Here is a 15,681-nt window from a genome sequence, read left to right as displayed (position 1 = left end):
TTATGTTTTGTTAGAGGCATTTATTTCAAAGAATGCTTTTTGACCAAACAGAATTAAGCATAGTATAAATGGAATTGATTTCCAAAATGTTTTTTGAAAATAAAAAAAGCGGATCATTTTTTGTGATCCGCTTTAAATAAATCTTCTGAAATAGGGTAGAATTATCTAATTTTTAAGGTTTAGGTATTGCCGTTCCCCATTCATTCCAATCTTTAGGCTCTTTTGCATTTAAAATGAAATTCTGTTCCTGTTTCGCTTTTGATTGTAATGGCGTGGAAGGTGGTGTTGCAAATGTAATGCCTCCACGTATAAATTGTTTAAATGTTCCACTTCGTATAACACCACCCGTTAAACCAAAGGAAAAGTTATATCCAGAGGAGAGCCAGAATTCGGTATTATTTCTAACAAGATATTGATGTTTTTTACTGATTCGAATGTGAATTAAGACTCTATCAGACATGTTTCCTAATTCAAGCCCTGTCACTGCACCAACTTCAAGACCTCGATAATAAATAGGCGTACCAATTTGTACTGAGCCGGCTTCGGTAGCATTTAAGACAAGATTTAATCCATCAAGATAGCGAGAGTCTGTAATATTGGATGTTTGTAATTCAAATTTACGATATACGCCCCCATTGCCGGGCTCTGCTTTAATATAAGGTTGAATAAGTGAATCTAAGTTATCTAATCCCGATGCTGTTAATTCAGGAGTAACAACAGCGAAGCGACTGCCTGATCTCGCAAAGGTTTTGACATAATCAGGGTAGAGTACTGCTGAAACAGTCACGGCTTTTCTATCAGGTGAAAGGGTTAATGATTCGACTTGTCCAATATCAATGCCTAAATAACGAATAGGCATTCCTTCAGAAAGCTTACTCGCATCGTAAGTTTTTAAAGTGATTTGAGCACCAATAGCCCTAGCACTGGTTTCTGATGAATAGAGTTTGTAACGTGAGGCATTATTATTGATATTTTCAAAGTTATCGAAGCTAATTGCTCCTTTTAAGGCTCGATTTAATGGTGTCGCTTCAACGGTTAATCCTGAACCATTGACGGAAACTTTTGCCGCACCTTCAGTCCAGAAAACACTTTTTTCAGTAAGAAGGTGGCGATATTGTTTGGAAATATAAATATCAATATCAAACTCATCAATTAATGGCCTGACATCAGTGATTTCACCAACTTGAAATTGATGGTAAAGCACAACAGAGCCTTTTTGAATACCTGGAAGGCTGGAGGCTTTTAGCGTTAATGTCACTGGTAATTCATTACCATTGATGCTTGCTTTAGCAAAAAAATCATTGCGATACAGACGGTACTGCTCTTTAGGGGTACCTTTGTTACCTTGAATAAGATGAATACCGCCTTCAAGCCATTCTTGAGGAGAAGCACCTTGAATATCAATACCATTTAAACCCATATTGACGTTTATTCGGCTATTGGCAACAAACTTGCTGTTTTCATAAATATAATGTTTATATTCAGGGGCGATAATAGCATCGAAGATAACACCATCATCACTTATATTACGTTGTATGACTTGGCCAATAGTTATGCCTCTAAAGAGAATAGGTTGTCCTGCATCGACGCCCCAACTTTCTTCACTGGTTAGAGAAATAATTAACCCATCTTCACCATATATTGCTTTACCCGCCTCAACAGAGGTAGCTGATTGTAAAACAAACTGCTGGTTTTCTTGTGCGGGTTGACTGTTTTCTGGGGAGTCAAAGGCTATTGCACCGTTAATTAAAGCAGAAACGCTTTCCATTTTAATGGATACGCCACTTTTTAAATTAAAATTACCTTGGAATCCAGATACATTCCAAAAATGGCTGTCTTGACGAATTAAGTGCGCATATTGTTTATCAATACTTAATTCAATAAAAACGCCTTGGTTGTCAGGACGAATTGCGTAGCTATAAACTTTCCCTACGGGAACTTGGCGGTAATAAACTTGAGAGTCAACATTGAGTGATCCTAGTTTATCTGCTGTTAAGGTAATTAATTGCTGGTTTTTATCAATATTTGCTTGAGGGCGAACTTCTTGAGCAATAAATTTAAACTGCTTTTCACCATCACCGGGTAGCATATTGATGTAGTTACCACCTACTAAAGCATCTAGCCCTGATACACCTGATAGGCTCGCTTTAGGTGTAACAAGCCAAAATTGTGTATTTTTCCGTAATGCGGTGGCAAGGTTTTTTCGTACATCAGCTGTAACAATAACTCTGCGTAAGTCATCGCTTAGAGTGACATCTTTAACTATTCCTACATCAACGCCTTGATAGCGGATTGGTGTTCTACCAGAGACAATCCCTGAAGCAGATTGAAAATCAATCGTGATTTGTATACCTTTATCTTGCCAATGTTGGAAAAGCAACCAACTAGCAATAAACATGGCGATAACAGGGAGCAGCCAAAATGTCGAAATTTTACGCTTGCGGCGTATTTGGGCTTGTGTGTCCTGAATGTCGTTTTCTTCTTGTTGCATAAGTATCCCATAATAAACGACTATCCAACCATTCAACGGCAAGGATAGTAAGAATAACCGCAGTACCAAAATAAAAAGCCGCTGGCCCCATGGTAAAAGTCATCAATTGATCTCGATTAATCAATGACATCATCAGCCCAATCACAAAGAGATCAAGCATTGACCATCGTCCTATCCAAGAGACGAAACGGTATAGTTTCATTCGAAGTAGGGGATCAATACTAGAATTAAAATGAATGCTTAATAATAAGCCCAGCATAATTATAATCTTAAAAAAAGGGACAAAAATACTGGCAATAAAAACAATAATCGCAATCGGGGTATTGCCTGAATTCACTAACGAAAGTACACCTGAAAAAATAGTGTCTTCACTGCGTTGACCATTTAAATAGAAAATAGAAATAGGTAATAAATTTGCAGGTATTAGCAGAATTATTGCTGAAATTAATGCTGCCCATGTTTTTTGTAAACTCATTGGCTGTCTTGGGGTATAGCAAGATTTACAACGTGGGCACTGTGTTGATGGTGTTCTTTTAAAATGATAATGGCAAGAATGGCAAGTTGCAGGGCTGTTTTCTATTTCTTTTTGCGGATAAAAACGTTGCCAAAGCTGGTCCATATTAATGTTAATTAGCATCAATAAGCTAAGTATCATTAAAGAAACAAAAGCAATTAGACCATTGCCAATATAGACGGTTGCATAATCGCCTAATTTTATTGTTGCAACAGCAAGCCCAATTAAATAGACATCTAGCATTACCCATTCTTTTAATTTTCCTAACATTAATAAGACTGGGCGAAGATTAAGGCGTAAGCGTGTTCCTAAATGGAGATATAAAATAGCGATAGGGAGGCTAAGAGGGGCTACGATCGCACAAAAGGCGACCATTGTTGCAGTAAGAGGAGAACCTTGCTCTGACATTATGCGAATACCATCAACCACATTCGCCGTTATCATTGTGCCTAATAGGTGGATTTTAATTAATGGCTGAGTAAATGCTATTGATGCCAAAATGAGCATTGTAATAGAGAGAATAAGTAGACGAGTTAATGACCAATATCGATAAGATGCGAGTTTGGCTTGGCAACGAGGGCAATAAGCATCCTCCCCACGCTTTAATGCAAGAGGTAGTGTCACGAGGTGATCACACTCTTGACAGCGTATTGATTTCTTTTCCTTTGTTGCAATATTGTTCACTATGTCGCTCGTTAATTCGGCTAAGTTGGTTTTTTAAAGGGTTATCGTTTGATTAAGTTAAAAAAAAGTATCTATACTCAATGGTTCACAAGTTATCATTTTTATTATATTTATGCCTTTCATTTTACAATACAAAGTGTCTGATTTTTTTTGTGGGTGTTAAGGAGATATTATCGTTTTTTTGCCCAATTCTTGAAGATAGAGTATTCAACCCCAAGATAAAATAGGCTAAATTACGAGTTTGTTATCTATTTTAGTTACGTAAATAAGGTTTAATGATGCCAAAATCGCTTTTTTATCAGGAACTCACTGATAATTTGTCAGCCTTGTTATCTGGTGAAAATGATCTTATCGCATCACTTGCTAATACCAGCGCGCTTCTTTACGAGAAGTTAGATACGATAAATTGGGTTGGATTTTATCTTAATGATGGTGATTCATTAGTTCTTGGTCCATTTCAAGGCAAAATTGCTTGTGTCAGAATAGGTTTTGGAAAAGGAGTTTGTGGAACTGCATACTCTGAAAACAGAATTTTAAGAGTGGATGACGTTCATCAATTTAGTGGACATATTGCTTGTGACAGTGCAAGTCAGTCTGAAATTGTTTTACCTTTAAAAGTAAATGGACAAATTATCGGCGTTCTCGATATTGATAGTCCTATTTTTGATCGTTTTGATAAAAAAGATGAAATTGGGCTTAAAGCGTTGTGTGACGTGCTCTGCGAGCATTTAAAAACTTGTCATACAGCAAAATATTGTGAATTTTATGTAAGTTAACAGGCGTTTGCCATAGAAATTGTTGGCAACACTATTATAATGTCGCTTGTTCATGCCTGCGCTGGTTGGCAAAACCGTTGTAATCAGGAAATTTCATGGAAAATCAACCTAAGTTGAATAGTAGTAAAGAAATCATCGCTTTTTTAGCTGAACGTTTCCCTAAGTGTTTTATTGCTGAGGGTGAAGCTCGCCCTTTGAAAGTTGGCATTTTTCAAGATCTTGTTGAAGATCTAAAAGATGAAACTCAACTGAGCAAAACACAGTTACGTTCGGCATTACGCTTGTATACCTCAAGTTGGCGCTACCTTTATGGAGTTAAAGAAGGAGCAAAACGTGTCGATTTGAATGGTAATGATTGCGGCGAACTGGAAGCTGAGCATATTGAACATGCTCGTACACAATTAGCAGAAGCTAAGGCGCGTGTTCAAGCTCAGAGAGCAGAGCAACGTGCTAAGAAGCGTGAAGCTGAGGGTGATAAGGAGACCAGTAAACGTCCGGCAGCGAAAAAGCCAAATAATACGCGTCGTCAGCCACCTAAAGATGGTGAAAAACGACAGCCTCGTCCTCAAAAAGCGACTCAAGCACCTCGCAAAGCACCACCACGCAAAAATACTGAAAAGTTAATTCCAGTGAAAGACACGTCAGTTCTTACTGTTGGTCAATCGTTGAAAGTTAACGTTGGTAGTAGCGTGATGGACGCGACAGTGCTAGAGATAGCAAAAGAGGGTGTACGTGTACAATTGCCTAACGGTTTGGCAATGAATGTACGCACGGAACATTTAAAGTTCTGATACGGAGGCCAACCAGAGCATGAACAAACTTCTAAATGTGGCTTTTGCTATCGGATTAACGTTAATAGGCACTTCTGTTGTAATGGCTGAGAAACCAGCCACTCCAGCAATGGTAACCATTGATCAGTTACCCGAATTAAAGCAAGAGCCGCAGCATTCTACTGTGAGCGAGCGAGTAACTTCTCGTTTTGAACGTTCTCATTACCGTCAATTTTCGCTAGATGCAAACTTTTCTGAAAAAATTTTTAATCGCTATCTTAATTTATTAGATTATAGCCACAATGTATTGCTGGCATCAGATATTGCCCAATTTGATAAAGAAAAAACCAAAGTAGGTGAATATCTGAAAAAAGGTGAGCTTCAGCCCCTTTATGATCTCTTTAATTTAGCGCAAAAAAGACGTTTTGAACGTTTTCAATACGCCTTAAACCGCCTAGATAAACCCATGGATTTAACTGGTCAAGATAAATTTGAGTTAGATAGAACAAAAGCACCATGGCCACAAACTCAAGCTGAACTAGATAAACTTTGGGATGAAAAAGTAAAATATGATTGGTTAACGCTGAAATTATCTGACAAAACAGATAGCGAAATTAAAGAGACATTAACTAAGCGTTATAAAGCTGCGCTACGTCGTCAAACGCAAAGCCAAAGTGAAGATGTTTTCCAAATCATTATGTCGGCATTCGCCCGCGAAATTGACCCTCATACAAGTTATCTATCACCAAGAAATACTGAAGCCTTTGATTCTGAAATGAGTCTATCCTTAGAAGGAATTGGCGCTGTATTACAGATGGATGATGATTATCCTATGATCAACTCTATGGTAACCGGTGGCCCGGCTGCAAAAAGTAAAGAGTTGAAAGTGGGTGATAAAATTATTGCAGTAGGGCAACAAAATAAACCGATGATCGATGTTGTCGGCTGGCGACTTGATGATATCGTTGCTTTGATTAAAGGGCCGAAAGGTAGCCAAGTAAAATTAGAAGTTATTTCTGATGAGAAAGGCGCTAAACCAAGAACAATTACTTTAGTCAGAGAGCAAATCCGTTTAGAAGACAGAGCTGTTAAACTAACTGAAAAAGTAATTAACGGTGATAAAGTCGCAATTTTGGATATTCCAAGCTTTTATGTTGGTTTAACTAATGACGTAAAAACACAGTTACAAAAAGTGGCGAAAGATAATGTTTCATCTTTAGTCATTGATTTGCGTGGTAACGGTGGTGGTGCTTTAACAGAGGCGATTTCACTTTCAGGATTATTTATTCCAAGTGGTCCTGTTGTGCAAGTCAGAGATAACAATGGTCGTGTTCGACAAGATTTTGATAAAGATGATGTCGTGTATTATAAAGGGCCACTGGTTGTTATCGTAAATCGCTTTAGTGCTTCTGCTTCTGAAATTTTTGCAGCAGCAATGCAAGACTACGGACGTGCATTAATTGTCGGTGAGCAAACGTTCGGTAAAGGAACGGTTCAGCAATATCGCCCATTAACTCGAGTCTACGATCAAATGCTAAGTCCTGATTGGCCGGGTCTAGGTTCAGTGCAATATACTATTCAAAAATTCTATCGAATTAACGGTGGTAGTACTCAGCTTAAAGGAGTAACACCAGATTTGCTGTTACCAAGCTTTGATAGTGCTGAAATGGGGGAGAGTTTTGAAGATAACGCGTTGCCTTGGGATAGTATCTCTCCAGCAAGCTATCAGCTATCTGAATATTCAGACAAATTAAAGGCGGCGTTAGTACCGTTAACTGAACAACATACTAAGCGTATTGCAAATGATAGAGAATTTTCATACATCTTTGCAGATATTCAGCGTTATAACGATGCTAAAGCAAAAGGTGAAGACAAATTTGTTGTTTTAAACTTCTCTGAAAGAGAGAAAGAAAACAAAGAGCTAGAAACCATAAAATTAAATCGTATTAATGAGCGCTTTAAATTAGAAGGTAAACCAGCATTGAAGTCACTCGATGATTTACCTAAGGATTATGAAGGTCCAGATCCTTATTTAGATGAGACGGCTAAAATTGCGGTTGATCTCTCAAAAGTGCTTAAACCTAAGAAATTATTAAATTAAGTTATCTTTTATAACAACAGATACTTAAAATCACCCCCAATAGTTGGATAACCAATTGTTGGGGTTTTTTATATTTATATTAATCAAGATATAAAATTGTTATTGCTAATCAATATTTATCAGGTTTTCTATTAAAAATTGCTTAAGAAAACCAATAGTATGTTTTTGGATGGGAGCATTCATATTTTTAGTTATTCGCTATATTAAGTTACCAGTAATATAAATTTTTATTAATAAAAGAATAGTTAAATTTAGCTTTATGTCACTTTATTTTTAATTCGAAATACATCTTGAGTAAATTTTGTAAGCTATAAAAGAGAATATTAGGCTAATTTTTAGATAAGAAGTGAGTTTCTTATTTGATAAGCTGAATAAAAAGATAAAGTGGTTTTTAATTGTGATTAGTGTCTCATTTAATGGTGTTTAAATTGTAATAAATGTAACATATTGTGACAGCGATCTCTTAAATTGACATAAAATTACTATAACATACAGATTATGAAGATCTCGCGTCACTTTGGAATATTGACGCATTAGCTAAAATCACTACCTAAATAATGACTCATTTTTATTCTATGAGTCAAAAATGTATTTTTAGAGAAATAATCATAACTAAAATATTATATTTTCAGATTAAGGATCTCTACGTAAGGAATGATGATTAAAGGAAATTGATTTATAATTTTCTTATCGAATTTTATTAAGAAAAATACGTAAATATAAATATGGTGAGATATCCATATTCGTTTCCTGCGCCAAAAAATGACTCTATTGCTTGAAGTTAGTGCAACTTTAAATTAATCAAAGGTTATTTTTTAGCTAAATAAAGAATGGTGCTTTATTAAACTTGCTGAGTATAAATCAGCATAATTTAAATATTTATTAACCAGGTTGCATTAAGATGAAAGTAACAAAATTAGTATTGTTTATGCTGTCTCCTTGTTTCTTAGCTGTAAGCGCTGCTAATGCTGCGAATTGGGAAAATTCAATTAAAGAAAGTGCATTTATTTCAGATTCAGAACTTGAGCTTTCTACCATTAATATGTGGAAGTATTTGAAAACTGAAAACCGTTTTGATAAACAAGAGCAACGTTATAGAAAGCAAGTTGCTAATGCTTGGGGGCAAAACTTCCAAGCTGATTTCAAATCAGGTTATTTTGGTGGCATTCTAGGATTTGATGTTTCTTATTATGGTGGTATCAAATTAGGCGCAAGTAAAGACTTCGCCTCTCGTGCAATTTTATACAATGATGATGGTGAAGCAAAAGGCTATAACAAAATTGGTCAACGTTTCGCAAAAGTTAAATTTGATTTAGATCCTGTGTTAATTAACGGTAAAGCAGGTTGGTTTACATTAAAAAATACCGGTATTTTTACGAACTCACAGCGCTTATCATTAAACAGTTATAATGGTTATGCGACTAATACAGCAATGGGTGATTGGAGCTTAGATTTATTGTTCCTTGACGGTAAAGTAATGCGTCGTGATAGCCCAAATATCGACAGAATGTATTTCAGTGATGGTAATGGTGTTAGACATAATATCGATCATGTTCTTACCGGTGGCATTAACTACAACACTAAACCGTTAAAAGTATTTTATTTCTATGGTCAAGCGGATGATGTATTTCGTCAACATGGTTTAGAAGCAAAATATAAATTAACTTCAGATGTGACTGTGGGTGGTGTCTTTTATTATCATGATTATGGTAGTGATGGCAAACGTACATTAAGTGATGCCAATAAGGGTAAGCGTAACTTTGATCATGACGCATGGCACGTTGCAGGTACCCTGGAGTGGCGCATTCCAGAGTCACCATGGACTCTACGCACAGGTGTGACATATACCGATGCTGAAAAAGCTAATGGTGTTGGTCAATTTGCTCGTAATCCAATTGGTAATACCCGTGGGCGTTTTAACTCACCAGCTTACGCAGATATCGACTATGTCCGTGATGGTGAGGTTATGGGCGCATTAGAAGCTGAATACAGAGTTAGTAAAGAGCTGTCTGTTGGTGCGCGTACCAACTATAGTGAATTCAGCTATTCTGGTGAAAGATTAAAACAAGGACAGTTTGGTTTATTTAGCTACTGGAAACCAACCGCAAATCTTTCTGTTTCTTTAAGCGGTGGGATCGGTTGGCACCACCAGCAAGAAAACGACTATACCACACCAAAACTTTATGATGGTCACTCACAACGAGCTCATTCATTATCTGGCTCGATGACAACCACATATCGCTTCAAAATGTAATTTATAGCGGTAATTGAGTCCATTATTACTGGTATAAAATGCACGGCTTGCATATGTTGTGAGTCGTGCATAAAAAACAGAGATAGTTGCTCTATCGAGCACGGTAAATGGTAGCGTCTACATATTACGGTGCTTTTTATGATAAACTTGCTGTCACAATATTAAACGATACCAGTCTTTCCTAAATAAATCCCTTCCGTTTGAAAAAATAGAAAATTCATATCATCTATTATCAATCTTACTTTATACTTAAGTTCTAAATGATGCTTAATATTAGGCGTTCACTGACTATTTTTTTATCAAAATGTAAAGTTATATCGTTTTTAATATTAAATAAGTTAAAAGGCTTGATAAAATCTAAAAAAGCCTTATTTATAAGACAGTTTTAGCAATGTGATAATTAGATAAAATAGGAACAATATCAATATGATGAGAATTGCTTTATTCCTGTTAACAAACTTAGCTGTTATGTTTGTTTTTGGGATCATCTTATCTTTAACAGGCATACAAGGTCGTAGTGTTCAAGGCTTGATGATCATGGCGGGCTTATTTGGCTTTGGTGGTGCATTTATCTCACTATTAATGTCCAAATGGATGGCATTACGTTCAGTGGGTGGCCAAGTTATTGAAAACCCAACTTCAGAAGTAGAACGTTGGTTATTAGATACGGTAAGACGCCAGTCTGAACAAGTTGGTATCAAAATGCCACAAGTGGCAATTTATGATGCGCCTGATATTAATGCGTTTGCAACAGGTGCTCGTCGCGATGCTTCGCTGGTGGCTGTCAGTACTGGTTTGTTAGCCAGTATGAGTCGTGATGAAGCAGAAGCCGTTATTGCCCATGAGATTAGCCATGTTGCTAATGGTGACATGGTAACCATGACTTTACTGCAAGGTGTTGTGAATACCTTCGTTATCTTTATTTCTCGTATTATCGCTCAATTTGTTGCTAATTTTGTCTCTAATGATGAAGAGAGTGAAAATAGCAATGGAAACCCATGGGTCTATATGGGGGTTTCAATGGTTCTGGAAATTGTATTCGGTATTCTTGCCAGCATTATAACAATGTGGTTTTCACGTTATCGTGAATTCCATGCGGATGCAGGTTCTGCAAAGCTTGTTGGTCGTGAGAAAATGATAGCTGCATTACAACGTTTGAAAACGAGTTATGAGCCACAAGAAGAAAGTAGCATGATGGCTTTTTGTATTAATGGCCGTAATAAGTCATTTAGTGAGTTATTTTTATCTCACCCACCATTAGATAAGCGTATTGAAGCACTGCGCAATGGTGAGTACCTGAAATAAAGTTGAGAGTTTAATCGCGAAAACTCAAATAAAAGCGCTCAATATGAAAGTATTGGGCGCTTTCTATGTATGAAGGATAGGGTGTTTAATTTAAATATTCACCAAAGTATGTTGCCACTTTTTCTTCATCAATTTTTAGGTTGCCTTTCCAGCCTGCCCATGGCATTTCCATATCAGAGCGACCTTTGGTGTTATTAAGTTGATTTTCTGCAATGGTAATATCGCCAAAATTAGCCCAGCTATTTAAAGATAATGGAATATAGGCATTAGGAATAACCCCCACTAAGGCAAGTGAGTGCAAAATACCTCGTTTGGTATATCTATCACCCGAAATTAATTTAGCCTCATTTAACCGTTTTTCAAATTTACCCGGAGTTTCATCTTCAGGAGCGCTACGTAATAAATGAAGTAATTGCTTAAAGGTCTCTTTATCTGCCTGCGTTGGACTAACGGGAGGGGCTGTTAGTAAGTGCTTTAAATTCAAATAAGCATAAGTGGGATTGCTCGTATAAGAATTACCGTAATAGAGGCAATATTGAAAATAGCTGTCATTAATATATTTTTGCTGATTTCTATCACTACAAATCCAACAACAGGCATATTGAGGCTTTTCTTCATAATTATGTAGTGGCAATTTTTGTAATTTATGAAAAGCATCTTGTTCACTCCTCATTAATTAAGACATATTAAATTAGAGTTTTCAACGGTTTACGGTATGCCCTCTAGTGGGAGATTATTTAGCCTTTCATGGGGTCACTTCATTGTAACTCTTTTATTTTTAACTAAAACGTTGTGAAAACGATTTTAATAAAATGAACAAATATAATGAGAGTTACCTTGAAAAATTACCGTGGTAACTCTCTTACTAAATAATGACGAAAAATCGCAACTAAATGATTTAAATATTAATCTAAGTTTTCACCGTTAGATTCAATAACGCGCTTATACCAATAAAAAGATTCTTTTGGTATTCTTTTTAATGAACCGTGTCCTTCATCATCTTGCTCAACATAAATGAAACCATAACGTTTCGTCATCTGTGATGTTCCACAACTAATCAAGTCAATACAACCCCATGTGGTGTATCCCATCAAATCAACGCCATCACGGATAGCTTCTTTCATAGCAATAATGTGTTCTTTGATGTATTCGATACGATATGGATCAGAAATAGTCCCATCTCGGTTTAAAGTATCTCGTGCACCAAGGCCATTTTCGACCACAAACAAGGGAATATTATAGCGATCCCACAATTTATTCAGTGCTATACGTAACCCTGTAGGGTCAATTGGCCATCCCCACTCGGATTGGGTTAAGAATGGATTCTTAATCTTACTCACTAAGTGACCAGATAACTCTTTCGCATCAGGACCACCTTTGGTGACATAAGTCATGTAATAACTCAGTGAAATAAAGTCTGCTACACCTTCTTTAAGCACTTTAAAGTCTTCAGGCTCGACCTGAATATTAATATTATTTTCTTCAAAATAACGTAGCATATAGGTTGGGTATTCGCCCCGTACACTAACATCTGGGTAGAAGAGATTAATTTGGTCTTCCTTCAGTGCTTGCAATTGATCTTCTGGGTTACAACTTTCGGCATAGGTTTCTAATCGGCAGATCATACAACCAATTTTTGCATTCGGCATAATTTGTTTGCCGAGTTTAATAGAAATCGCACTGGCGACAAACTGGTTATGAGAAGCTTGGTATGCGGCTTCTTCGACATTTTTAACAGTGTCGGGTAACGTACCTGCGCCAGTATATAAGCTATTGAGATTCATGTTCATTTCGTTGAACGTGATCCAATAATTTACTTTCGATTTGTACCGTTTATAACAAGTAGTGGCAAATTTTACGAATAAATCAATGAGGTGACGATCTTGCCAACCATTGAATTGTTGCGTTAATGTTAATGGCATTTCATAGTGAGATAATGTGACCAGAGGCTCAATACCATATTTTGCTAACTCATCAAAAACACGATCATAAAACGCTAAACCTTCTTCATTGGCTTGCTCATCAATACCATTCGGGAATATACGAGCCCAAGAAATAGATAAGCGAAATACTTTAAAACCCATCTCAGCAAATAATGCAATATCTTCTTCATAACGATGGTAAAAATCGATCCCCCAGCGTTTAGGGAATAGTGCTTTACACTCAGGTTTTAAATACTCTTCAAGCTCTTTTGATGTGACATTAAAGGTAAAGTTATTGACTCCGCCATCTGCATAAGGGTCTTTGTATGCAGCTACATCTGAGGTAGATAGGCCTTTACCTCCGAGGTTAAAAGCCCCTTCAATTTGGTTAGCAGCAGTCGCTCCCCCCCATAAAAAACCTTTTGGAAAACCGATTGTACTGGTGTTTTTAGTATCTAATTTCATAATTTCCTCTTTCTAAATTAATTAATGGTGAGTAGTGTGGTTTCATTGCTTGTGACATATTTTTGACTTATCGCCTGCAATTCACTGAACTCATCAAAATTAGTTATCAAAACGGGAGTGATTGTTGATAATGAATGTTTAATTATGTTTTCAATATCGAACTCGATAAGTAGGTCACCGGATTTAATTTTATCCATTGCATTTACATGGAGGGTGAACCCTTCGCCATTTAATGAAACAGTATCAATGCCTACATGAATTAGGATGTCTAAACCATCACTGGTTGTAATGCCAATGGCGTGTTTGCTTGGTGTGACCATTGAAATAGTGCCATCGATTGGTGCATAAACTTTGTTATCTGAAGGGATGATAGCAATACCATCACCTATGATTTTATTGGAAAAAACGGTATCAGGTACTTGTTCAAGCGGTAGAGTTTCCCCTGAGATTGGCGCAAGTAAACTATATTGTGCTGAAGGTTGATTCTGAGGAGTCATTCCTGCCTGTGTTTTTTTTGTCAGTTTATAATCAGGTGACGCATTTTTACAGGAAGTAGCTAGGTTGTTTTTGTTATTAGGTTCAAGCTCAGACTCATCTAATTTTAAAAATAGGGTAATAATAAATGCCAATATAAAGCTAGCTATTATCGCAAGGCAGATAAACATAAAGTTATTAGTACCAGCCTCAATATAAGTTGGCAAAGCAGTAATTCCAGGAATACTAAACGCAAAGGTTTTGACGGCGAATGTTCCAATGATCCCGCCTCCTATCGCACCACCGATTAATGCCGCATAAAAAGGTTTTTTCAATCGCATAGTGACGCCATAAATGGCAGGTTCAGTGATACCAAAAAGTGCTGAAAGGGAAGAAGAGTACGCAATAGATTTTAATTTTGTATTTTTACTTTTGATGGCAACTGCTAGCGTTGCTCCTGCCTGAGCTAGGTTACTAGATAAGCTAATGGGTAATAAAACAAAGTCGTAGCCTAATGTTTTAAAGTTGGAAAATGTAGCAGGAAAAAAGGCATAGTGCATGCCAGTTATCACTAACAGCGATAAACATCCTCCCATAATAAAGCCTGCGATAGGGCCGGCAATATCAAATAGATATGAGAATGTTTGTTGTAAATATTCACCTACGTAATAACCTAATGGCGCGAGTAATGAGAGGGTGATAATTGACGAGATAATCAGCACCAATAATGGCACAAAAATAATTTTAACACTCGCGGGGATGATTTTTTCAACCCATCGATTGATATAGCTTAATAACCAGACCCCAAGAATAATCGGAATAACAGTAAAGTTATAAGTAATATTAGGAATATTAATACCAAAAAAGGATAGTGCAGGTTCGCCTTGGAATATAGGATAAACCAAAATGAAGGCTAAAGTTACGGCAATATATTCATTGGTTTTAAATTTACGAGCAACGGAAAAAGCCAGTAAAATAGGTAAAAAATAGAAGGCTGAGTCTGAAATTATGTATAGGATACGGTACTCAGAGCTCCCATTAAGAACGAGGCCAGACATATCAAATAGAGCCAGTAATCCTTTGAGTAATCCAGTTCCAATGATAGCGGGTAATATTGGGGTAAAAATACCCGACAGAAAATCAAAAAATGTATTAATAATATTTTGTTTAGGCTCTGATATTTCTGCTTGTAATGTCTCACTAGTTATTGCTGAAGTATGAGGTTCAACTATTTTATGTAACTCAGTAAAAACATGAGTTACATGGTTACCTAATATGACTTGTAATTGACCACCTTGGAAGTTAACCCCCAGTACCCATGGTGTGTTACGGAGCTTCTCTACATTAACTAATTCATTGTTATAAAGATTGAAACGTAAGCGTGTAATACAATGCCAATGCTGGCTAATATTATTTATTCCACCAATGAGAGCTATAATTTGTTCTGCGACTTGTTTACTTTCCATATGTATACCTATAAAAAACCTGAACAACTGCATCCAATTTAATTTTGGAAGAATTGTTCAGGTTAATGCCTAGTCTTGCCAGTTACACACCTGTTATATTTCAAGTCGAAGTTTATGCCTGACTTATTTTATAAATAACCCAATGAGTAATGCAAAAATCATTGATTAATAATAATGAGGTTTTACACGAAAAAACATTATTATTTATGTTCCTATACTCTGTAAATCAAAATTTAGACATAAAAAAACCTGAAACTGTTGAATAATAAAGTTCAACACATTTCAGGTTATTGCCTAGTCGAACTAGTTACAGACCTATTACTGTTTTATAGAATTTTTATACGTAAAAGACAATGTAAGAATAATAATTTTGTGATCTGTACCATAAATAAATATATTTACATTAAGTTTTAGTTATCATCTAAATTCAATTTAAAAATATTTTTAAATTTTTATTTT

General features: G+C 36.3%; 10 protein-coding genes. 5 read left to right on the top strand and 5 right to left on the bottom strand.

Features of this window, described 5'->3' with window-relative positions; all coding sequences use genetic code 11:
* Positions 1-172: 172 nt before the first annotated feature.
* Together DK861_RS12230 and yebS are read right to left on the bottom strand one after the other, a co-directional pair.
* A complete protein-coding gene (locus tag DK861_RS12230) occupies positions 173-2,491 on the bottom strand; it encodes an MlaD family protein (protein ID WP_109400283.1) in 2,319 nt (772 codons plus the stop codon).
* A complete protein-coding gene (gene yebS / locus DK861_RS12225; RefSeq protein ID WP_109400282.1) occupies positions 2,433-3,689 on the bottom strand; it encodes a membrane integrity lipid transport subunit YebS in 1,257 nt (418 codons plus the stop codon). The genes DK861_RS12230 and yebS overlap by 59 nt, the downstream gene beginning before the upstream one ends.
* A gap of 278 nt (positions 3,690-3,967) precedes the next feature.
* Here yebS and DK861_RS12220 point away from each other — a divergent pair, with 278 nt between their 5' ends.
* The 5 genes from DK861_RS12220 (at position 3,968) to htpX (ending at position 10,895) form a co-directional block, all read left to right on the top strand.
* The gene (locus DK861_RS12220; protein WP_072062597.1) at positions 3,968-4,465 is read left to right on the top strand and encodes a GAF domain-containing protein; all 498 of its coding nucleotides are present in this window, start codon (positions 3,968-3,970) and stop codon (positions 4,463-4,465) included.
* A 95-nt stretch (positions 4,466-4,560) separates the two neighbouring features.
* Positions 4,561-5,256, top strand: a complete 696-nt coding sequence (proQ, locus tag DK861_RS12215; RefSeq protein ID WP_006537148.1) for an RNA chaperone ProQ — start codon at positions 4,561-4,563, stop codon at positions 5,254-5,256.
* 19 nt (positions 5,257-5,275) lie between these two features.
* Positions 5,276-7,336, top strand: a complete 2,061-nt coding sequence (gene prc / locus DK861_RS12210) for a carboxy terminal-processing peptidase (protein ID WP_109400281.1) — start codon at positions 5,276-5,278, stop codon at positions 7,334-7,336.
* Between the two features lie 901 nt (positions 7,337-8,237).
* On the top strand, positions 8,238-9,590 hold the full coding sequence (locus DK861_RS12205) for an OprD family outer membrane porin (RefSeq protein WP_109400280.1): 1,353 nt from the start codon (positions 8,238-8,240) through the stop codon (positions 9,588-9,590).
* A gap of 426 nt (positions 9,591-10,016) precedes the next feature.
* Positions 10,017-10,895: a protease HtpX gene (htpX, locus tag DK861_RS12200; RefSeq protein WP_023582403.1), complete on the top strand. Its 879-nt coding sequence runs from the start codon at positions 10,017-10,019 to the stop codon at positions 10,893-10,895.
* A gap of 85 nt (positions 10,896-10,980) precedes the next feature.
* On the opposite strand, the gene DK861_RS12195 is transcribed toward htpX, so the two are convergent.
* From DK861_RS12195 to DK861_RS12185, 3 genes are all read right to left on the bottom strand, one after another.
* The gene (locus DK861_RS12195; protein WP_239452177.1) at positions 10,981-11,568 is read right to left on the bottom strand and encodes a hypothetical protein; all 588 of its coding nucleotides are present in this window, start codon (positions 11,566-11,568) and stop codon (positions 10,981-10,983) included.
* Positions 11,569-11,800: 232 nt separating this feature from the next.
* Positions 11,801-13,282, bottom strand: coding sequence for a glycoside hydrolase family 1 protein (locus DK861_RS12190; RefSeq protein ID WP_109400279.1), 1,482 nt, complete (start codon positions 13,280-13,282; stop codon positions 11,801-11,803).
* Positions 13,283-13,299: 17 nt separating this feature from the next.
* Positions 13,300-15,222, bottom strand: coding sequence for a beta-glucoside-specific PTS transporter subunit IIABC (locus DK861_RS12185; protein WP_109400278.1), 1,923 nt, complete (start codon positions 15,220-15,222; stop codon positions 13,300-13,302).
* Positions 15,223-15,681 lie beyond the last annotated feature (459 nt).

It is taken from the genome of Proteus sp. TJ1640 (assembly GCF_003144445.1).
Taxonomy (GTDB): domain Bacteria; phylum Pseudomonadota; class Gammaproteobacteria; order Enterobacterales; family Enterobacteriaceae; genus Proteus; species Proteus penneri.
Note: the sequence above shows the minus strand (reverse complement) of the source record. Positions and strands in the feature narration are given on the sequence as shown.

What these genes read in the sequence shown, in the direction of transcription:
- DK861_RS12230 (WP_109400283.1), bottom strand. Translation starts at nt 2,491, where the DNA reads ATGCAACAAGAAGAAAACGACATTCAGGACACACAAGCCCAAATACGC.
- DK861_RS12220 (WP_072062597.1), top strand. Translation starts at nt 3,968, where the DNA reads ATGCCAAAATCGCTTTTTTATCAGGAACTCACTGATAATTTGTCAGCC.
- proQ (WP_006537148.1), top strand. Translation starts at nt 4,561, where the DNA reads ATGGAAAATCAACCTAAGTTGAATAGTAGTAAAGAAATCATCGCTTTT.
- prc (WP_109400281.1), top strand. Translation starts at nt 5,276, where the DNA reads ATGAACAAACTTCTAAATGTGGCTTTTGCTATCGGATTAACGTTAATA.
- DK861_RS12205 (WP_109400280.1), top strand. Translation starts at nt 8,238, where the DNA reads ATGAAAGTAACAAAATTAGTATTGTTTATGCTGTCTCCTTGTTTCTTA.
- htpX (WP_023582403.1), top strand. Translation starts at nt 10,017, where the DNA reads ATGATGAGAATTGCTTTATTCCTGTTAACAAACTTAGCTGTTATGTTT.
- DK861_RS12195 (WP_239452177.1), bottom strand. Translation starts at nt 11,568, where the DNA reads ATGAGGAGTGAACAAGATGCTTTTCATAAATTACAAAAATTGCCACTA.
- DK861_RS12190 (WP_109400279.1), bottom strand. Translation starts at nt 13,282, where the DNA reads ATGAAATTAGATACTAAAAACACCAGTACAATCGGTTTTCCAAAAGGT.
- DK861_RS12185 (WP_109400278.1), bottom strand. Translation starts at nt 15,222, where the DNA reads ATGGAAAGTAAACAAGTCGCAGAACAAATTATAGCTCTCATTGGTGGA.